Source organism: Leptospirillum ferrooxidans C2-3 (assembly GCF_000284315.1).
GTDB classification, from domain to species: domain Bacteria; phylum Nitrospirota; class Leptospirillia; order Leptospirillales; family Leptospirillaceae; genus Leptospirillum; species Leptospirillum ferrooxidans.
In genome coordinates this window covers 1,060,584-1,080,997 of the sequence record NC_017094.1, presented here as the reverse complement: position 1 = coordinate 1,080,997, position 20,414 = coordinate 1,060,584, and the positions used below count along the sequence as shown (strand labels likewise).

Genomic DNA, 20,414 nt, shown 5'->3' with positions numbered 1-20,414 from the left:
CCGGAATTCGACCGGATTCTCAGTAGATGAGCTTCGCTAAAAGCACCGCTCCTGAAAGAAGTAGCGTGATGGCGTTAAAGAATATGATCGGGGGGGATCCAAGGATCAGGCCATAAACAAGCCATGTCAGAACACCAAAAAAAAACAGGAGATACATTGAAAGAGATATGTCCGTGGTCTTTTTCGACCGATAGACATAATAGACCTGGGGAAGGAAGGAGATAGTCGTCAGAGTTCCCGCAATAAAACCGATGACATTTCCGTGCGAAAGCAAATATCCCTCAAAAAAGAAATCCATCTTTAATGATCCCCTCTGAGGACGCTCGATGACTCTGGTTCACCCGTTTATGGTCCACTTTACAATTACCTGCACACTTCTCGCCATGATCAAATGGTCGGGAATTCCATTTTTGAATGGGATCCCGGAATCCTTCTTCAAGTGGGTACTCCCCCCACTTTTTGTGTTGACGGTCCTGTCAGGGCAATTTTCTCTGGGAGCCTTGAAAGTGGAAAGCCCTCGCCTTTTGACCTCGCTGAAATGGCATCGGGCATTGGGGATCGGATCGGCCGTTCTGGCAATATGGACGATCTTCGCATTCCCGGCCAAGACCTCTTCAGAAGAAAAAGAAGCTCACCGCGTTGCAATAGCCATAAAAAGCCTCTTTTCCCTCCCGGGTCTCGTCGTGGTCATGATTGTTCTGACCGCCACGATTGGAGGACTTCTGGTCCATATTTACAGAGTCGGCGTTCCGGCTCAGATATAAAACATCGGATCGGCTTTTTTCCTGTCAACACGCGCTGCTTCCGTCAACATTTCAAGTGTCACGGACATCAGGCAATTTCTGAGGTTTCGGTCCACTTCCTCAAAAACCTTTTGGGTTTCCCCTCCCCAACTGACCCCATGAAAATTGGAAGGAAGCTCACCCTCAACCCGCTCGACGATTTCAAGAAGCGTGAGGTCCCTCGGATTTTTTCCGACATGATAGCGGCCCTGTCTCCCCCGCTGACTTTCCACAAGTCCTTCTTTCACCAGAAGAGACAGAATTTGCTTTAAAAACGAAGGAGAGATCCCAGAACGCTCGGCAACCATTGCCCCGGAGAGACCTTCCTCGCGGGAAAGGGCAAGTTCGATCAGTGACCTGAGTGCATACTCCATTTTACGGGACATACGACAAAGCATCCAGACACTCTCCTGTCTATCGGATCAAATCTTGAATCGACGCAACTCCTCCTGAAGCTCGCGAGCGACCCGAAGAATTTCTTCCAGACGTTTTTCATCAAGTGGTTTTCGACTATCCCTGATCTTTCTATCCGCAGAGAGCGCGCGAACATCCCGTTCAATCTGGGCCAGCATATTGACTTCAGCGAGGATACGCTCATCCAGGATCGTCAATGTTTTCCCCAACTGGGACATTAAGGCAGAGACACGCTCAAGATCTCCCTGTGTGACCAGAAGCCCTCTTCCCGCTCGGGAAACGTGGTCCAAACCAGCATCAAAGGAATGCGCCAAGGTTTTAAGAGAAACCTGCAGAGAAGCGATTTTCGCGGAAGACTCTCCTGTGACCTCCTGGGTTTTGCGTGCGAGCTGGGACAATGAATCGGAAACCACCCTGAACGCCAATCCGTGAGGTCCGGCCTGGCTGGCCTGAATAGTCGCGTTTAGTGCGACCATGTTTGTTCTATCACCGATGTCCTTGATCCAGGAAAGAAGGGTCTCAAGCTGGTTCTGACCATCACGGATCAGATCCAGATCCCGTGTATTCTCCCTCGAGATTTTCTCCGCATCCACAATCGAGGTGAGGATACCTTGGATTCCGGCCTGAAGGATCGTGGTTCTTTCCATCAGATGGATCAGGTTATCACTTGCAGGTCGAATAGAGCCGGGACCAAGCCCCATCTCCCGCCGGACTCCCAAAAGACGGTTCTGGATCTCCATCAGACGCACAAACTCTTCCTTGTCCTCCTTCTTTTCCTGCTCGAGGCTCTTGGAGAGAAGTTCCGAGTGGGTCAGGACCCACTCGACTCTGTCAGAGATCTCCCCGACCCATCCTTGAAAAAGATCTATAAAACGATTGACAAAGAAAGCCAGTCGACCGATTTCGTCCACCCTGTTCAAGGGAAGCCTCTTTTTCAAATCCATATCTTTGTCGGATATCGCCCCGATCACCCCTGAGACGCCGATAATGGGCCTGACAAGCTGACGGCGAATCAGAATAAGGAGAATCAGGACAATGGTCTCAAGTGTACCCATGAAACCCCAAAACAGATGAGATCGCTGTTTTTTCATCTCGGAATCAAAAACTGAGGTGGAATCCGTAACGGCAATCATCCCAAGAACAGGCTTTTGATCATGGCAGGAAACACAGGAAGGACCGTTCAGGACAGGAGTCATATACAACCATGTCCCCGGAACATTTTTGGACTTCAGTCTCAGGAAGTAAGGCTTTGGATCATTCGGATGAGCCAATACAAACGTTTGGTAAGAGCGGATTTCAAGAGGAATACTCGATAACTTCTTCCAGTCAACCGATGGCGACATCCTTCTGGCAGCGCCGAGAGTGGGCAGAAGAATATTTCTGTTTTTCATTTCCATCAGGACGGCAAGATCAGAAAAGGCCAGCGTCTTCCCATCAGGGCGTAAAAGGTAGGTCCCGTTGGCCAATTGCGAATGAGAATGAAGAAGATCCCTTGAACCAACAATATCTCCATGGCTCATCAGTCGAGAAAGATTTTCGGAAAAAATTCTGGATTTCATGGAAAGTCTATCCCGTTCCTGGGCGATACGTTCGGAACGGTCATTTTGATAGACCACATATCCAAGAGAAGAAAAAGCGATGGACAAGATTAGAAAAACCCATAGAAAGAAACGGGTTGTGATCCGGCTTTTCCAGGGAACATTCGCAAAAAGAGTTTTCAGGGAGGATGATTCTTCCAGGGTGTCCGGGTATTTTTTGAGTGAGGACATGGCGATCAGATCTGTGTTGGTGGTAAGCCGGACGGGCCCTCAGACGGAACCCGATAGGCCCTTATGGCCATCCCGATCCCCAGTATCGCCATGGGAACAGAAAGGAGCTGCCCCATGGTAATCCCATCAAAAAGAAAGCCGATCTGGATATCTGGCTGGCGAAAGAACTCGCCAATTGTGCGAAAAACTCCATAGCCGCCGATAAAACTCCAGAACACAACTCCTTTTGGAAGGTTTCTCCTCGATAAAAAAAAGAGTAGCAGGAAAAGAAGGACTCCTTCCATCCCAGCTTCATAAAGCTCGGAAGGATGCCTGCAGATAGGACCGCCCATAGGAAATTCCATACACCATGGCACATCCGTTTCCCGACCGAAGAGTTCACCATTAATGAAGTTTCCGATCCTTCCCATAAAAAGTGCTATTGGAACCGGAAGAACGGCGAGGTCTGCCAGATCCATGAAGGGAATTCCTCTTTTGCGGGTGAAAAGCCAGCCTGCGATCAAAACGCCTATGAATCCGCCATGAAAAGACATCCCGCCTTCCCAAACAGCAAAAACCTCAAGAGGATGGGAAACATAGTAGGAAAGATTATAAAAAAGGACATAGCCCAGACGCCCACCCAGAATCACGCCAAAGGCTGCACTCGAGAGAAAGTCGTAAATCCCTTCCTGATCGAGACCAATGGGCTTTCTCCTGATCTGGGAACGCAACACAAAATAAGCGGCAATAAATCCAATGACATACATGAGGCCATACCAACGCACTTTGATTGGCCCAGCATGAATTAAAACCGGATCGATTTGAGGATAGGGGATCATGATGTCAAAGCTTTCAAAATAACAGAAGAACCATCAGACAGGAGCATCAGGATCCTTCACAGACTCCTCTCGCTCAATCTTGTCCATCTCTTCTTTTTTCCTCTGACAAACAATACATCTTTGAGCGAAAGGCATAACGGTCAGACGCTTTTCTTCAATATCCCCGCCACAATCATCACAAAAGCCGTAGGTCCCTTCGTCCAACCGGAGAATGGCACTGTCAATGGCTTTTCGGGTATTATTACGCATCTCGAGCAAGGCAAGATCGACTCCCTCACCCATGTCGAGCGAGGAGAGATCACCCTGATCCATTACGGAATCGACTCGGTGAAGATTCTCCGGACCAACCTGCCTTGAAATATGCAAGCGGATATCCTTTTCGACCTCACCTTTTTTGTTCAGGAGAATTTCCTTGAGACGATCGCTTCGTTCATCTTTCTTGATCATGAATGCCGAATCCTTTCCATGGCTCGAAAAGTGAGCGGGGGGATAAAGGGAAAATCCAAAAAACCTGTTGGGCCATCTATTCCGGCAAACGAACTGAATCGATCCGATAGAATGGTCCAAGCTCTCCGCATCATTGATGTGGGGCTAAGGAAACAAAACATTCCCGAACCAGCGGTAGAACTTTTAAAAGAGGCCCGATCTCCTTTTCAGGTCTTGATCATGACGATCCTGTCGCTCAGAACACGAGATCCTGTGACAGTGGAAGCCTTCAACAGACTCTGCAGCATCTACCCTGACGCCAAAAGTCTCTCGACCCTGGATACAGATCTGATAGGAAAGCTGATTTTTCCCGTGGGATTCTACAGGACGAAGGCAATAACAATCAAGAGAATTTCTCAAGAGATTCATGATTCAGGAGAAACGGAACCTCCGAAATCCATGGAAAAGCTGTTGCAGCTTCCAGGAGTCGGACTCAAGACAGCGACGCTCGTACGATCCGCCGGATGGGGCATCCCCGATATTTGTGTCGACACACATGTGCATAGAATCGTCAACAGATGGGGAGTGGTCCAGACCAATAGTCCTGACGAGACCTACCATGCCATAAGCAGACTTGTTCCAGAAGACCACAAGTCTGACGTCAACAGGATTCTCGTCGCATTCGGGCAATCTATCTGTAAACCTGTCTCCCCTTTTTGCTCCCTCTGCCTTTTACCGTCAGCGTATTGCGATCGAGTCAAAGTTGATAAATACCGGTGAATCATGGCTTTGAGCATTATTGATTCGCTCTTTCGGATCCATACGCCCTTCGAGCTCACACCGAATGCACCTTGATGCCTCATTCCATGCATCAGCGACGGTAAAACCGGTCTCAACCTCTGAAAAGCCAACTCTTGCCTCAATCGGCAAAGCCGGCATCGGAACCCTGTGGATCTCTCCCAGAACCATGGGATCCTCATTGATCTCAGGCGTATAGAATGGATAGTTCCTATCAGGATTGCCCTTGAAATACCGATCAATGAAAACGGCACACTGCTCTCCATCCCGAATGGAATGGATCACGTCCAGGGGCCCGGTCATGGCATCTCCACCGGCAAAAACAGCTGGTCTGGATTCGCTCATCAGCGTATCAGGATCAACCTTCACCGTTCCCCACTTATGGAAGGTCACTCCATTTTTCTCAAACACGCTGGTATCCATTGTCTGGCCAATTGCGGCAATGACCGTATCCACATGGATGCTTCGGACCGTTCCCTTGACAGCAACGGGCTTTCTTCTTCCGCTATTGTCAAAGTCCCGGCCAAGAGCATTGACCTGGAAGTCAATAACCGTTTCCTTTTCCCCAGACTCACTCGTATTCTCACGAATCTCAAGTGGTGCCAGTAAAAACTCAAAACGAATACCTTCGTGCTCTGCCTCTTGCACTTCAAAATCATGGGCAGGCATTTCTTCCCGGGTTCGTCGATAATACACAGTGACCTCGTCGGCTCCCATGCGGATCGCAGATCGGGCCACATCGATAGCAACATTCCCACCGCCAATCACGGCAACACGCTTTCCAACCTGGACAGGCTCATCGGTGCAAACTTTCCTGAGGAAGTAGATACCATCCTGAACAGAAGGAAGATCCTCCCCTTTTACATTCATCTTGGAGGGCTTGTGGGCACCGATTCCAAGGAAAACAGCTTCATAGTTCTGCTCAAACAGGTCTTCCATTGAAAAGTCCCTGCCCAGAGCCGTGTTCGTCTTGAACTCAACAGCCAAACCCTCAAAGATTTTGAGTTCAAAATTCAGAAGTTCCCTTGGAAGCCTGTATTTGGGAATACCAACAGCCAACATTCCCCCGATGACATTATATTGCTCGAATACGGTTACCTTGTATCCCATTTTCCCCAGATAAAATGCTGCAGCCAAACCAGCGGGACCGGATCCGACAACAGCAACTTTTTTATTGATGTCCGCATCAGGCGTATAAACTGGCTGAATGCCCTGGTTGTACTCCCAGTCATAAGCAAATCGCTTTAACGCGTTGATGGCAATGGGCTCATCAATATCCCCCCGGGAACAGGGGCTCTCGCAGGGTCTGTAACAGACTCGACTGATGATCCCCGGAAACGGCAGGCGTTTCCTGACCGTTTGAAGGGCTTCAGCATATTGGCCCCGGAAAACTTCGGTGATGTATCGGGGTATGTCGATTCCGACAGGACATTCGTGTTGACAGGGCGCATACACAATCTCTTTGCAGGATTGGGATACGCATTTTTTCCTTTTGATATGGTCTTCATACTCCGCGCGGAAATAGCGGATAGTCGAGAGCACTGGATTGGGAGCCGCCTGCCCCAGACCACACAGAGAGTTGGACTTGACATAGGTAGACAAATTGATGAGATCGTCCAGGTCTTTCATCTCTCCCCGGCCGTCACTGATTCGTTCAATCATGTCCAGCATGACTTTTGTTCCATCCCTGCATGGAGTGCACTCGCCACAGGACTCATCCTTGGTAAAAGACATAAAATATTTAGCGGTATCAACAATACAATTGGCTTCATCAAGAACGATAATTCCGCCGGATCCCATAATCGCTCCAGCAGAAATCAGCGATTCGAAATCGATTGGTGTTTCAATCAAATCCACCGGGATACAGCCACCGGATGGGCCTCCGAGCTGAGCTGCCTTAAATTTTTTAGTACCGCTCATTCCACCAGCGATCTCATAGACAATCTCTTTGAGGGTCGTTCCTGCTGCAACCTCGATGAGACCGGTTCGCTTGATCTTTCCCGTCAGAGCGAACGTTTTCGTTCCCTTGGTCTTTTCTGTCCCAAAGGAGGCATACCATTCCCCGCCACCAATGATGATATGGGGAATATTCGCGAGTGTCTCAACATTATTGATCAGTGTGGGTTGTTCCCATATCCCTTTTTGGGCTGGAAAGGGTGGTTTGGGCCAGGGCATTCCTCGATCGCCCATAATAGATGCCAGAAGAGCTGTTTCCTCACCACAAACGTAGGCTCCGGCCCCCTCCTTGATTTCCAGATGAAAAGACAGATCGGTCCCAAGGATATGATCACCAAGAAGTCCCCGCTCCATCGCCTGCTTGATCGCGCCCTTGAGAAGCCTGATGGCATGGGGATACTCTGCCCTGCAGTAGATGTAGCCTTTGGTGGAGTTACCAATGGCATAAGCTCCGATGATCATACCCTCAATGACGGAATGTGGATCTCCCTCAAGAACGGATCGATCCATAAAGGCGCCAGGATCACCCTCATCCGCGTTACAAACGACGAATTTTGTATCACCCTGAGCTTTTCTGGTGAAAGACCATTTGAGACCTGTGGGAAAGCCTGCGCCACCCCTACCCCTCAGACCGGATGTGGTAACGATATCAATAACCTGTTCAGGGGAAATTCCCGAGAGAATTTTTTTGAGAGCGTCATATCCGCCGGTTGCCAGATAATCATCAATCGATGATGGATCAATCACCCCGCAGCGTTTCGAAACGATCTTTACCTGTTTCCTGAAATAGTCGCTATCGGAACTTAAAGAGAGACCGGTGATCATCGGAGTATCGTTTGATGCCCCTTGAACCTGACCGAAGGCAAGCTCGGGGAGAAACGAGTTTTTCAGGAGATGTGCGTCAAGGATCGAGGTGATCGTTTCAGGAGAAACCTGACGATAGGTCACTTTAGAAAGACCTTCGACCTCAACATCGACGATGGGCTCATTGTGGCACATACCGACACAACCGGTTTGCCTAAGAGTTATATGATAACCGGAATACTGGTCGGTTAAGGTTTTAAGAGATTCATAGACTTTTTTAGCGCCGCTGGCAAGCCCGCAAGTTGCCATTCCGACGGAAACGATCACGTTTTTCATTATTTGGCACTCCAGACAGATTTAGGCTTGATCAAGACAACAGAGGCATATGGGGAATATTTTCGGAAGAATAAGGCATAGAGAAGACTTTTGAACAGGCTCCTAATAGGGAGCCGGGCCAGCAAATATCCGACTAGAAGCTTTTTCAGCAGAACTGGAATAAACATCGAAAGCTCCTCTCCATTGAGAAGTCCTTTGAAAAAATGAAAGAATGAGGAGACAGGAGACCCACTTTAACCGGTTTTGCCGTACTCCAGTCAGCCATTGAAAGGGGCAAAATCGGGTTTGTCCATTCTATTCCTGTCCCTAAACCCTGTCAACTCCGATTGATTCTAGACAAACAACCTAAAAAATTTGGGAGAAAGGAAAAGATCCGGAAAGGGAGTCATGAAGAGAGGTTCTGGAACAAGAAGGATGGGATGGAAGGAAAAGATCATGATGAAGGTGATAAAAAGGGGAGATAAAAAAAGGGCCTGAACCCGTCGAGGACGGGAACAGACCCAACATTCATTCCGGCAGCGTCCTACTTTCCCACAACCTTGCAGTTGCAGTATCATCGGCCCTGGAGGGCTTAACGGCCGTGTTCGGGATGGGAACGGGTGGATCCCCTCCGGCATGGCCACCGGAAAACCGGCAGGCGAACTGCGGGACCCCTCGTTGTTTTTCCGAGGCGTTCCGGCGTTCGTCAAGAAGAAGGGTCAAACTTTCTAGAGCAAGGACGAAGAGCCATTCAAGTCTCTCGACCGATTAGTACTGGTACACTCAAACCCTTACGGGCCTTACATCCCCAGCCTATCAACCTAGTAGTCTTCTAGGGGTCTTCTGGCCACTTACATGGCGGGATATCTTATCTTGAGGTGGGTTTCCCGCTTAGATGCTTTCAGCAGTTCTCCCGTCCCGACATAGCTACCCGGCCTGCCGTTGGCACGACAGCCGGCACACTAGAGGTCAGTCCATCCCGGTCCTCTCGTACTAGGGATCGATCCTCTCAAATATCCAACGCCCACAACAGATAGGGACCGAACTGTCTCACGACGTTCTGAACCCAACTCTCGTACCGCTTTAATGGGCGAACAGCCCAACCCTTGGGACCAACTTCAGCCCCAGGATGCGATGAGTCGACATCGAGGTGCCAAACCTCCCCGTCGATGTGAACTCTTGGGGGAGATCAGCCTGTTATCCCCGGCGTACCTTTTGTCCGCTGAGCGATGGCCCTCCCACGAGGAACCACCGGATCACTAAGCCCTGGTTTCCCATCTGATCGACCCGTCAGTCTCTCAGTGAAGCTCCCTTATGCCTTTGCACTCATCGGCTGGTTTCCGGCCAGCCTGAGGGAACCTTTGGGCGCCTCCGTTACTTTTTAGGAGGCGACCGCCCCAGTCAAACTACCCACCAGGCAGGGTCCCGATCCCGGATCACGGGATTCGGTGAGGATGCCAGAATCATTAGGGTGGTATTTCACCGTTGGCTCCACGGATGCTAGCGCACCCGCTTCAACGCCTCCCACCTATCCTACACAAATGATCCTAGCAACCACTGCCAAGCTATAGTAAAGGTGCACAGGGTCTTTCCGTCTAGTTGCGGGCAGCTGGTATCTTCACCAGCACGTCAATTTCGCTGAGTCTCTCGCTGAGACAGCGGTCAAGTCGTTACGCCATTCGTGCGGGTCGGAACTTACCCGACAAGGAATTTCGCTACCTTAGGACCGTTATAGTTACGGCCGCCGTTTACTGGGGCTTCGGTTCAGAGCTTTGCGTTTGCACGCGAACCCCTCCCGTTAACCTTCCAGCACCGGGCAGGCGTCAGACCCTATACTTCGTCTTTCGACTTTGCAGAGTCCTGTGTTTTTGGTAAACAGTCGCTTGACCCTCTTTACTGAGACCGACAGGTGCTTGCACACCGTCGGCACCCCTTCTCCCGAAGTTACGGGGCGAGTTTGCCTAGTTCCTTAGCGAGAGTTCTCTCATGCGCCTTGGAGTCTTCCTCCCGTCTACCAGTGTCGGTTTGCGGTACGGTCCGATGATTCACTTCCAGCGAGGCTTTTCTTGGCAGTGTGGGCCCAGCCCCTTCGCCGCTTGCGCGGCTCCCTGTCGCCTCTCGGTTGATCGGATCCCGGATTTTCCTGAGATCCCCCCTGCGGGCTTAGACCACGAAGACCATCTCGTGGCGGTGCCTTCCCTCCTGCGTCCCCCCTCTGGCGCTTTTGTTCGCAAACCACCGGGTACAGGAATATTAACCTGTCTTCCATCGCCTACGAGTTTCCTCCTCGGCTTAGGGACCGACTTACCCTGGGTCGATGAACGTTGCCCAGGAAACCTTAGACTTTCGGCGAAGACGGTTCTCGCGTCTTTTAACGCTACTTATGCCGGCATTCTCTCTTCGTTGCGGTCCAGATGCCCTTGCGATCATCCTTCACCCCACAACGAACGCTCCTCTACCATTATCTTTCAATAATCCGCAGCTTCGGTTCCACGCTTGAGCCCCGTTACATTTTCGGTGCAGATACCCTTGACCAGTGAGCTATTACGCACTCTTTAAAGGATGGCTGCTTCTAAGCCAACCTCCTGGCTGTCTCTGGATATCCACTTCCTTTCCCACTAAGCGTGAATTAGGGACCTTAGCTGGCGGTCTGGGCTGTTTCCCTTTTGACCACGGATCTTAGCACCCGTAGTCTAACTCCTGTACATTCTCTGTCGGCATTCGGAGTTTGGTTGGATTCGGTAGCCGGTGAAGGCCCCTCGTCCATTCAGTGCTCTACCTCCGACAGGATTCATACAAGGCTCACCCTAGAGTGATTTCGAGGAGAACCAGCTATCACGAAGTTTGATTAGCCTTTCACCCCTACCCACAGTTCATCCGAGTCTTTTGCACCAGGCACCGGTTCGGACCTCCACGTGGTTTTAACCACGCTTCATCCTGACCATGGGTAGATCACTTCGCTTCGGGTCTCATCAGAGCAACTTGTCGCCCTATTCGGACTCGCTTTCGCTTCGGCTTCGGAACCTCCTTAACCTCGCTCCTCCGATGAACTCGCCGGCTCATTAAGCAAAAGGCACGCCGTCACACGGCTCTTGCGAGCGCTGTGCTCCGACTGGTTGTAGGCAGACGGTTTCAGGTTCTATTTCACTCCCCTGCTTGGGGTTCTTTTCGCCTTTCCCTCACGGTACTGGTTCACTATCGGTCAGCAGTGAGTATTTAGCCTTGGAAAGTGGTCTTCCCTGCTTCCCACCGGGTTTCTCGGGCCCGGTGGTACTCTGGATCATAAGTCGGCCTTGCTCTCGGTTTTCGTCTACGGGACTGTCACCCTCTCTGGTTGGCCTTTCCAGGCCATTCGCCTAACCGATGCTCGTTCCGGGTGCACTCAAAGTTACACCGCCTTATCTCCAACAACCCCGCCGGTACAACGGCTTTGACCTTGCATACCGGTGGTTTGGGCTCTTCCCTTTTCGCTCGCCACTACTTGGGGAATCTCGTTTGATTTCTTTTCCTCCGGGTACTGAGATGTTTCACTTCCCCGGGTTCGCCGCCTTTTCCTATGAATTCAGAAAAGGCTCACTGGGCATTCCCCCAGTGGGGTTCCCCCATTCGGATTCCTCCGGATCATCGCCTGTGAGCGGCTCCCCGAAGCTTTTCGCAGCTCGCCACGTCCTTCATCGCCTTCTGCTGCCTAGGCATTCCCCGTCTGCCCTTTGTCACTTGAACGCTTACTCTTCGCCCTTGCTCCAAAAAGCTTGTTGACTCGCATTCTCCGGGTTCCCCCGGGCCTGCGTTGCCCTCTTCTTGTATTTCTGCCGATTCAATTGTCAATGATCGAAGCCTCTTTCCCCATCCTTGCCCGGGGTCGCTTCCCGACGGCCGGCCTCTTTCCTTTCCTGCCGGTCCATCCTGTCCTTCTTCCTCTTCCGTGGTGGAGATGAGCGGGATCGAACCGCTGACCTCCTGCTTGCAAAGCAGGCGCTCTCCCAACTGAGCTACATCCCCGCAGATGGTGGGCCTGGATAGATTCGAACTATCGACCTCACGCTTATCAGGCGTGCGCTCTCACCATCTGAGCTACAGGCCCGGTTTTTCTCCGGTCCCGGCTTCCACTCGGATCCTTCACAATACTAAATAGGAGCGCTTCATCCAGGACCCTTCTCTCCTAGAAAGGAGGTGATCCAGCCGCAGGTTCCCCTACGGCTACCTTGTTACGACTTCACCCCAATCATCGGCCATACCTTGGGCGGCTCTCTCCTCTTGCGAGGTTAAGGCACCGACTTCGGGTACAACAAACTTTCGTGGTGTGACGGGCGGTGTGTACAAGGCCCGGGAACGTATTCACCGCATCGTTCTGATATGCGATTACTAGCGATTCCGACTTCATGAGGTCGAGTTGCAGACCTCAATCCGAACTGGGACCGGTTTTCTCGGGTTTGCTCCGCCTCTCGGCATTGCCTCCGTCTGTACCGGCCATTGTTGCACGTGTGTGGCCCTAGGCATAAAGGCCATGATGACTTGACGTCATCCTCTCCTTCCTCCAACTTGTCGCTGGCAGTCCCCTTAGAGTGCCCGGCTTTACCCGATGGCAACAAAGGGCGAGGGTTGCGCTCGTTGCGGGACTGAACCCAACACCTCACGGCACGAGCTGACGACAGCCATGCAGCACCTGTGTGATTGCCCGATTTGACGGGTCGCTCCCCTTTCGGTTCGCTACTGACCACATGTCAAGCCTAGGTAAGGTTCCTCGCGTTGCGTCGAATTAAACCACATGCACCACCGCTTGTGCGGGCCCCCGTCAATTCCTTTGAGTTTCAACCTTGCGGCCGTACTCCCCAGGCGGGGTACTTACTGCGTTTGCTGCGGCACGGAGGGTTTAACCCCTCCACACTTAGTACCCATCGTTTAGGGCGTGGACTACCAGGGTATCTAATCCTGTTTGCTCCCCACGCTTTCGTCTTTCAGTGTCAGGACTGTTCCAGGAAGCCGCCTTCGCCACCGGCCTTCCTTCTGATATCTACGCATTTCACCGCTACACCAGAAATTCCGCTTCCCTCTCCCAGCCTCCAGCCTGCCAGTCTCTTTGGCATTCCCATAGTTAAGCTACGGCCTTTCACCAAAGACTTGACAAACCACCTACAGACTCTTTACGCCCAGTAATTCCGAACAACGCTTGCCACCTCTGTCTTACCGCGGCTGCTGGCACAGAGTTAGCCGTGGCTTATTCTCACGGTACCGTCATCGGGGATATTTATTTGATATCCCTTTTTCGTCCCGAGTAAAAGTGGTTTACGACCCGAAGGCCTTCTTCCCACACGCGGCGTTGCTGCGTCAGGGTTTCCCCCATTGCGCAATATTCCTCACTGCTGCCTCCCGTAGGAGTCTGGCCCGTATCTCAGTGCCAGTGTGGCTGGTCGTCCTCTCAGACCAGCGACCCGTCGTAGCCTTGGTAGGCCTTTACCCTACCAACTAGCTGATGGGCCATGGGCTCATCTTAAGGCGAAAGCTTGTATCAGAGGCCTCCCTTTCCCCGGAACCCTTCATGGTCCCGGACAATATTCGGTATTGCCCCTCCTTTCGGAAGGATATCCCCATCCCTAAGGTAGATCACCCATGTCTTACTCACCCGTTTGCCACCCTACCGGGGGATTGCTCCCCTTTCACGTTGGACTTGCATGTGTTAGGCACGCCGCCAGCGTTCGTTCTGAGCCAGGATCAAACTCTCCAGATTCATTTTGTTCCTGTATTTCATGATCAGGGCCCTTTCATTGGACGTTGCTGCTCCTATTTAGTTGTCAATGATCCGAGAACTTCTTCCCTGCGTTTCCACAGGCGCTTTCTCGCTTCGGGGACTTTTTTCTCCCCGAAAGAGTCAACCGTTTGATCCTACACTTAAGGACCATCCCTGTCAACCCCTCCCCCCCTTGCTTCCCTTCGTTTTTTTCCAGGTCGTTCGGAGGAGGCTAGTTATAGCCTCCTCCCCTCACTTTGTCAAGCACTGCAGGAAAAGCCGTAGCGAGCACATAATCTGTCCGGGTTTTATAGCACGATAGTTGTCCGGGTTAATGGAGCTCAAAAGGAATGTCTCAATGAAACGACTCATTGTATCAATGAGATCTAGACAATAGTGATTGATCAGCGCAGTAAACGGCGGAGCCTTCCGTGACTACCCCGGAGACTTCAGCCCAAGTTTCAAAATATTTAGGGAGATTCGGGGAATTACTGCCCCCGGGGGGGAGGTCAGCGAGGAGAAGGGAGATTCCAGAATCAAAATCTCAAGGCCCTTGGAATAGAAGACTTCATGACCGCGATTACCCTGTATCATTTTCTAGTTCCATTTCTGGCTTGTCGAAGTCTCCCCCCTTATCTCGATCCAATGGATTTGGTCTACCGATAGACATCCCGCCGGTGGCCGACCAAGATGATTTCAATTGTGGATAGATCTCTGTCTACGCGATAAACCAGCCGGTAATCCCCAACACGCAGGCGATAGACCGACTCCGTCCCAATCATTTTTTTCACCCCTTGAGGACAGGGATCGTTTTCCAGCATAGATGCCACTTCCCATAACTGTTGAATCCTCTCCTTCGGAATCTTTCGGAGTTCTTTTTCCGCGCTTCGCTTCCAGAGGATCCTATAGGAGACCATCGGCCTTGAGCCTGGCTTCTACGTCCTCGTGGGGAGAAGTCTCCTCGTTTCTTCTTTCGGCAACAAGAGCCAAGTCCTCGACCTCCTCCATCAGGGCTTCGTACTCCTCGACGGACAGAACGACAGACATCTTCTTTCCCTGTTCGTCAGTAATATACCGGGGATGCAAGATCACGTTCATCGATTTTCCTCCTCCAGAGTGTTACATGAACTTCCTTCACCTAAGGGCTTATTCAGTTATAACCATTACATTTTTCGTTGCGGAAATCATGGAATCATGGCAGTACTCCACTTCCAAGGCAAGTTTTGATTCACTTATTATTACACGAGCCCTAAGCGCTTTAAGATAATAGATGGTTTTCCGATCTCACGAACAAATGTTCCTCTTTCGACGAGGATGCGCGAAGGCGTTTCCGCCTTTGCGTCTTATTGTCCTCTCCGGAGGCTTTGACGCAGACCTCCTGTCCTAGATGTTTCCCTTTTTTCGGCCAACACCGCAGGCGGTCATTATGGGATTATACAGCATTCGATCTCGTGAAAGAGCCAGCTTCGCCCCACCTACCGCACCGTCTGAACGGTCACTCGTCCGTGTTTCTCGATCACCTTCCTGACGGGTTTTCCATCGTCATCGATCCACAAGCATAGAGGCCCACGTCAAATCCCTGCAATTTCGAGTCCTGGATGAATGGTCAAAGCCTCGACCCGGCTCTTCGTGATCTCGACACGCTCCGTAAACGGTCTTCCTGAGTTCATCGATCCCCTCTCCCGACAGAAGGAATGAAAATCATTTTCTCGGGAGGAGGCATTTTTCCTGATTTTCTCCATGCCGAACGGATTTCCATCGACAGGGAGAGCCAGGCGAGGAATCCGAGAGCTGGACCGAGGCACCGGAATTCTCCGGGGAACACTTTCGGATAAAAGAAATAGAGAATGCCGAGAGCGATTCCCGCCTGATAAAGCGAAAAGGTTATTAGGGACCGCCTTCTGTCAAGAAGGGCGACAGGAGGTGTCATGTCTTGAGGTCCATTCCGAAGGATCCCGAGAAGCCTGGGGCCGAGATGGTAGAGATGGGCAAGGAAGAACTGTCCCAGCCACCCGACCAGAAAAACCATCAGGAGACCCGGGAGGATGGAATCGTGGGTGACGAGAGTCAGAACAAGAAGAGCCGCTCCCAAAAGAAGCCAGAATGTGGCCGAGACAAGGAACCAGCGGGGAAACGGATTCATGGGACGGGCTTTCCGAAAGGCTGTCATGACCGGTCGACCATAAAGGACGAGTCCAGACATTCCGACCAGTAACCCGAAGGCGGTTAAAAATCGGATACCGGATAGAAATCCGGCAATGCCAAGCAGAACGCCCGCTCCCGTCAGACTCCAGCCAGAAACCGATCGGATGGTCACGACGGGATGGCCAAGGAGCGGACCGGATGTCCTCAGAAAGACCGCCATGACCAGAAGCGTGAGCCATCCCCCGATCATGGAAAGCGCATGGACGAGGGGAATTCGCGTGAGCTCAAAACTGTTCGAAGGATAAAGAAGCGCATAAAGCATCCATAATCCGAGAACGGCACCGGTCACAAAAAACGACAGTGCGACTCCGATCATGAGACCCATTCCCCCGTTCTTCCGAAGCGGCCGGTCCTTCGGAAAGAAAAGCTCCTTCAAGACCCTTCCGAGAAAATATCCGGAGGACAATAAAATGACGGCTCCACCAACGAGAGATAGCCGGAGGTCCTCCAAGAGCCATCCTGTCACGAAAAAGATAGCGCCGAGACCGACGCCCCAGACGGGGATCCGGTCTCCGATGGACTCTCCCACCGGCAAGCCGGCAGCCGCCGGAAGAACGTGAACCAGGACGGAAAAGGCTGCCAATGTCAAGAATCCCAGTCCAAAGGCATGGATCATGGCGAAGAACATCGGTGTCCCCAAAGGTTCTCTCCGCTCGGAAACCCAGAGAAACAGGATCCAGGCCACACCCTGAAAAAGATGCATCAAAAGGAAGCCGACAGGCGAGATAAATCCGGACGTCTCTCCAGCGATCAGAGGGAAAGATGTTTTGAGACCGGTGGATCGACCGGTATTCACGGGAATACCTCCATAGGAAGTGGACCGAGAACTGTTTTTGCCGGGAAGATGACAGGAAAAGTTCTTCGGAGATTCAGGATAGCGCTTTAATTGAAGGAAGGAAACCACGCTCAAGGGAGAGGATCTGTCCATCAAAGAATCCCGGAGAGCTTTCCGGTTGGGAAAAGGAGGACAAAGAGCTGAGAGCCTCCGAAGAAGATATCATTTATGATGATATGACAGAATCATAGGCATCATGAAAAATCGGAGTTAACTTCGGAAAAAGGATTTTGTCAGCGCGAGGAAGAAATAATAGAAAGAGTTCAGGAGAGAAAGGAAAGCGGAAATCCAATAAAAAAGTGAAGAAAAGAGGAAAGGAAAAAAGAAAAAGGGCCTGAACCCGTCGAGGACGGGAACAGACCCAACATTTATTCCGGCAGCGTCCTACTTTCCCACAACCTTGCAGTTGCAGTATCATCGGCCCTGGAGGGCTTAACGGCCGTGTTCGGGATGGGAACGGGTGGATCCCCTCCGGCATGGCCACCGGAAAACCGGCAGGCGAACTGCGGGACCCCTCGTTGTTTTTTACGAGGCGTTCCGCAGTTCGTCAAGAAGAAGGGTCAAACTTTCTAGAGCAAGGACGAAGAGCCATTCAAGTCTCTCGACCGATTAGTACTGGTACACTCAAACCCTTACGGGCCTTACATCCCCAGCCTATCAACCTAGTAGTCTTCTAGGGGTCTTCTGGCCACTTACATGGCGGGATATCTTATCTTGAGGTGGGTTTCCCGCTTAGATGCTTTCAGCAGTTCTCCCGTCCCGACATAGCTACCCGGCCTGCCGTTGGCACGACAGCCGGCACACTAGAGGTCAGTCCATCCCGGTCCTCTCGTACTAGGGATCGATCCTCTCAAATATCCAACGCCCACAACAGATAGGGACCGAACTGTCTCACGACGTTCTGAACCCAACTCTCGTACCGCTTTAATGGGCGAACAGCCCAACCCTTGGGACCAACTTCAGCCCCAGGATGCGATGAGTCGACATCGAGGTGCCAAACCTCCCCGTCGATGTGAACTCTTGGGGGAGATCAGCCTGTTATCCCCGGCGTACCTTTTGTCCGCTGAGCGATGGCCCTCCCACGAGGAACCACCGGATCACTAAGCCCTGGTTTCCCATCTGATCGACCCGTCAGTCTCTCAGTGAAGCTCCCTTATGCCTTTGCACTCATCGGCTGGTTTCCGGCCAGCCTGAGGGAACCTTTGGGCGCCTCCGTTACTTTTTAGGAGGCGACCGCCCCAGTCAAACTACCCACCAGGCAGGGTCCCGATCCCGGATCACGGGATTCGGTGAGGATGCCAGAATCATTAGGGTGGTATTTCACCGTTGGCTCCACGGATGCTAGCGCACCCGCTTCAACGCCTCCCACCTATCCTACACAAATGATCCTAGCAACCACTGCCAAGCTATAGTAAAGGTGCACAGGGTCTTTCCGTCTAGTTGCGGGCAGCTGGTATCTTCACCAGCACGTCAATTTCGCTGAGTCTCTCGCTGAGACAGCGGTCAAGTCGTTACGCCATTCGTGCGGGTCGGAACTTACCCGACAAGGAATTTCGCTACCTTAGGACCGTTATAGTTACGGCCGCCGTTTACTGGGGCTTCGGTTCAGAGCTTTGCGTTTGCACGCGAACCCCTCCCGTTAACCTTCCAGCACCGGGCAGGCGTCAGACCCTATACTTCGTCTTTCGACTTTGCAGAGTCCTGTGTTTTTGGTAAACAGTCGCTTGACCCTCTTTACTGAGACCGACAGGTGCTTGCACACCGTCGGCACCCCTTCTCCCGAAGTTACGGGGCGAGTTTGCCTAGTTCCTTAGCGAGAGTTCTCTCATGCGCCTTGGAGTCTTCCTCCCGTCTACCAGTGTCGGTTTGCGGTACGGTCCGATGATTCACTTCCAGCGAGGCTTTTCTTGGCAGTGTGGGCCCAGCCCCTTCGCCGCTTGCGCGGCTCCCTGTCGCCTCTCGGTTGATCGGATCCCGGATTTTCCTGAGATCCCCCCTGCGGGCTTAGACCACGAAGACCATCTCGTGGCGGTGCCTTCCCTCCTGCGTCCCCCCTCTGGCGCTTTTGTTCGCAAACCACCGGGTACAGGAATATTAACCTGTCTTCCATCGCCTACGAGTTTCCTCCTCGGCTTAGGGACCGACTTACCCTGGGTCGATGAACGTTGCCCAGGAAACCTTAGACTTTCGGCGAAGACGGTTCTCGCGTCTTTTAACGCTACTTATGCCGGCATTCTCTCTTCGTTGCGGTCCAGATGCCCTTGCGATCATCCTTCACCCCACAACGAACGCTCCTCTACCATTATCTTTCAATAATCCGCAGCTTCGGTTCCACGCTTGAGCCCCGTTACATTTTCGGTGCAGATACCCTTGACCAGTGAGCTATTACGCACTCTTTAAAGGATGGCTGCTTCTAAGCCAACCTCCTGGCTGTCTCTGGATATCCACTTCCTTTCCCACTAAGCGTGAATTAGGGACCTTAGCTGGCGGTCTGGGCTGTTTCCCTTTTGACCACGGATCTTAGCACCCGTAGTCTAACTCCTGTACATTCTCTGTCGGCATTCGGAGTTTGGTTGGATTCGGTAGCCGGTGAAGGCCCCTCGTCCATTCAGTGCTCTACCTCCGACAGGATTCATACAAGGCTCACCCTAGAGTGATTTCGAGGAGAACCAGCTATCACGAAGTTTGATTAGCCTTTCACCCCTACCCACAGTTCATCCGAGTCTTTTGCACCAGGCACCGGTTCGGACCTCCACGTGGTTTTAACCACGCTTCATCCTGACCATGGGTAGATCACTTCGCTTCGGGTCTCATCAGAGCAACTTGTCGCCCTATTCGGACTCGCTTTCGCTTCGGCTTCGGAACCTCCTTAACCTCGCTCCTCCGATGAACTCGCCGGCTCATTAAGCAAAAGGCACGCCGTCACACGGCTCTTGCGAGCGCTGTGCTCCGACTGGTTGTAGGCAGACGGTTTCAGGTTCTATTTCACTCCCCTGCTTGGGGTTCTTTTCGCCTTTCCCTCACGGTACTGGTTCACTATCGGTCAGCAGTGAGTATTTAGCCTTGGAAAGTGGTCTTCCCTGCTTCCCACCGGGTTTCTCGGGCCCGGTGGTACTCTGGATCATAAGTCGGCCTTGCTCTCGGTTTTCGTCTACGGGACTGTCACCCTCTCTGGTTGGCCTTTCCAGGCCATTCGCCTAACCGATGCTCGTTCCGGGTGCACTCAAAGTTACACCACCTTATCTCCAACAACCCCGCCGGTACAACGGCTTTGACCTTGCATACCGGTGGTTTGGGCTCTTCCCTTTTCGCTCGCCACTACTTGGGGAATCTCGTTTGATTTCTTTTCCTCCGGGTACTGAGATGTTTCACTTCCCCGGGTTCGCCGCCTTTTCCTATGAATTCAGAAAAGGCTCACTGGGCATTCCCCCAGTGGGGTTCCCCCATTCGGATTCCTCCGGATCATCGCCTGTGAGCGGCTCCCCGAAGCTTTTCGCAGCTCGCCACGTCCTTCATCGCCTTCTGCTGCCTAGGCATTCCCCGTCTGCCCTTTGTCACTTGAAC

The 20,414-nt window shown here is 52.0% G+C and carries 11 protein-coding genes, 2 tRNA genes and 5 rRNA genes; 2 read left to right on the top strand and 16 right to left on the bottom strand.

Translation table 11 applies throughout. The features are described from left to right. Nucleotides 1–19: 19 nt before the first annotated feature. Nucleotides 20–298, bottom strand: coding sequence for a SemiSWEET family sugar transporter (locus LFE_RS05530; protein WP_014449255.1), 279 nt, complete (start codon nucleotides 296–298; stop codon nucleotides 20–22). A gap of 28 nt (nucleotides 299–326) precedes the next feature. On the opposite strand from LFE_RS05530, the gene LFE_RS05525 reads away from it, so the two are divergent. Then, nucleotides 327–764, top strand: a complete 438-nt coding sequence (locus LFE_RS05525) for a hypothetical protein (protein ID WP_014449254.1) — start codon at nucleotides 327–329, stop codon at nucleotides 762–764. Here LFE_RS05525 and LFE_RS13035 read toward each other — a convergent pair. The 4 genes from LFE_RS13035 to LFE_RS05505 are packed head-to-tail and all read right to left on the bottom strand — an operon-like array spanning nucleotide 755 to nucleotide 4,230. Continuing rightward, entirely contained in the window at nucleotides 755–1,180 is a 426-nt protein-coding gene (locus tag LFE_RS13035) for an RrF2 family transcriptional regulator (protein WP_014449253.1), read from the bottom strand. The two genes, LFE_RS05525 and LFE_RS13035, sit on opposite strands and share 10 nt — an antisense overlap. A 24-nt stretch (nucleotides 1,181–1,204) precedes the next feature. Further along, nucleotides 1,205–2,965, bottom strand: coding sequence for a methyl-accepting chemotaxis protein (locus LFE_RS05515; RefSeq protein WP_014449252.1), 1,761 nt, complete (start codon nucleotides 2,963–2,965; stop codon nucleotides 1,205–1,207). A 5-nt stretch (nucleotides 2,966–2,970) separates the two neighbouring features. Further along, complete coding sequence (gene lgt / locus LFE_RS05510) at nucleotides 2,971–3,780, bottom strand: prolipoprotein diacylglyceryl transferase (protein ID WP_050989556.1); 810 nt, start codon at nucleotides 3,778–3,780, stop codon at nucleotides 2,971–2,973. Nucleotides 3,781–3,816: 36 nt separating this feature from the next. Then, nucleotides 3,817–4,230 (bottom strand): TraR/DksA family transcriptional regulator, encoded by a 414-nt coding sequence (locus tag LFE_RS05505; RefSeq protein WP_014449250.1) that lies wholly within the window; start codon nucleotides 4,228–4,230, stop codon nucleotides 3,817–3,819. 18 nt (nucleotides 4,231–4,248) lie between these two features. On the opposite strand from LFE_RS05505, the gene LFE_RS05500 reads away from it, so the two are divergent. Continuing rightward, complete coding sequence (locus LFE_RS05500) at nucleotides 4,249–4,989, top strand: endonuclease III domain-containing protein (RefSeq protein WP_081495354.1); 741 nt, start codon at nucleotides 4,249–4,251, stop codon at nucleotides 4,987–4,989. On the opposite strand, the gene LFE_RS05495 is transcribed toward LFE_RS05500, so the two are convergent. The 11 genes from LFE_RS05495 to LFE_RS05445 all read right to left on the bottom strand — a co-directional run bounded on the left by LFE_RS05495 (nucleotide 4,948) and on the right by LFE_RS05445 (nucleotide 20,414). Continuing rightward, complete coding sequence (locus LFE_RS05495) at nucleotides 4,948–8,103, bottom strand: NADH-ubiquinone oxidoreductase-F iron-sulfur binding region domain-containing protein (protein ID WP_014449249.1); 3,156 nt, start codon at nucleotides 8,101–8,103, stop codon at nucleotides 4,948–4,950. The two genes, LFE_RS05500 and LFE_RS05495, sit on opposite strands and share 42 nt — an antisense overlap. A 510-nt stretch (nucleotides 8,104–8,613) precedes the next feature. After that, nucleotides 8,614–8,730: ribosomal RNA gene (rrf, locus tag LFE_RS05490) — 5S ribosomal RNA — on the bottom strand. 99 nt (nucleotides 8,731–8,829) lie between these two features. Then, a 23S ribosomal RNA gene (locus LFE_RS05485) occupies nucleotides 8,830–11,805 on the bottom strand. A 203-nt stretch (nucleotides 11,806–12,008) separates the two neighbouring features. Continuing rightward, nucleotides 12,009–12,084 (bottom strand) — tRNA-Ala (locus LFE_RS05480). A 5-nt stretch (nucleotides 12,085–12,089) separates the two neighbouring features. Beyond that, a tRNA-Ile gene (locus LFE_RS05475) sits at nucleotides 12,090–12,166 on the bottom strand. An 82-nt stretch (nucleotides 12,167–12,248) separates the two neighbouring features. Next, nucleotides 12,249–13,810 (bottom strand): 16S ribosomal RNA (locus tag LFE_RS05470). The 16S, 23S and 5S rRNA genes sit together here with 2 tRNA genes alongside, the layout of an rRNA operon. Nucleotides 13,811–14,466: 656 nt before the next feature. Further along, a complete protein-coding gene (locus LFE_RS14670; protein WP_014449247.1) occupies nucleotides 14,467–14,727 on the bottom strand; it encodes a type II toxin-antitoxin system RelE family toxin in 261 nt (86 codons plus the stop codon). After that, complete coding sequence (locus LFE_RS05460) at nucleotides 14,714–14,908, bottom strand: hypothetical protein (RefSeq protein ID WP_014449246.1); 195 nt, start codon at nucleotides 14,906–14,908, stop codon at nucleotides 14,714–14,716. Before LFE_RS05460 ends, LFE_RS14670 begins: the two co-directional genes overlap by 14 nt. 568 nt (nucleotides 14,909–15,476) lie before the next feature. Continuing rightward, nucleotides 15,477–16,811 (bottom strand): hypothetical protein, encoded by a 1,335-nt coding sequence (locus LFE_RS05455; RefSeq protein WP_014449245.1) that lies wholly within the window; start codon nucleotides 16,809–16,811, stop codon nucleotides 15,477–15,479. A gap of 410 nt (nucleotides 16,812–17,221) precedes the next feature. After that, a 5S ribosomal RNA gene (rrf, locus tag LFE_RS05450) occupies nucleotides 17,222–17,338 on the bottom strand. Between the two features lie 100 nt (nucleotides 17,339–17,438). After that, nucleotides 17,439–20,414, bottom strand: a 23S ribosomal RNA gene (locus LFE_RS05445).

Excerpts from the sequence above, each read along its gene's own strand:
- LFE_RS05530 (WP_014449255.1), bottom strand. The coding sequence starts at position 298 with ATGGATTTCTTTTTTGAGGGATATTTGCTTTCGCACGGAAATGTCATC.
- LFE_RS05525 (WP_014449254.1), top strand. The coding sequence starts at position 327 with ATGACTCTGGTTCACCCGTTTATGGTCCACTTTACAATTACCTGCACA.
- LFE_RS13035 (WP_014449253.1), bottom strand. The coding sequence starts at position 1,180 with ATGCTTTGTCGTATGTCCCGTAAAATGGAGTATGCACTCAGGTCACTG.
- LFE_RS05515 (WP_014449252.1), bottom strand. The coding sequence starts at position 2,965 with ATGTCCTCACTCAAAAAATACCCGGACACCCTGGAAGAATCATCCTCC.
- LFE_RS05505 (WP_014449250.1), bottom strand. The coding sequence starts at position 4,230 with ATGATCAAGAAAGATGAACGAAGCGATCGTCTCAAGGAAATTCTCCTG.
- LFE_RS05500 (WP_081495354.1), top strand. The coding sequence starts at position 4,249 with ATGGCTCGAAAAGTGAGCGGGGGGATAAAGGGAAAATCCAAAAAACCT.
- LFE_RS05495 (WP_014449249.1), bottom strand. The coding sequence starts at position 8,103 with ATGAAAAACGTGATCGTTTCCGTCGGAATGGCAACTTGCGGGCTTGCC.
- LFE_RS14670 (WP_014449247.1), bottom strand. The coding sequence starts at position 14,727 with ATGGTCTCCTATAGGATCCTCTGGAAGCGAAGCGCGGAAAAAGAACTC.
- LFE_RS05460 (WP_014449246.1), bottom strand. The coding sequence starts at position 14,908 with ATGAACGTGATCTTGCATCCCCGGTATATTACTGACGAACAGGGAAAG.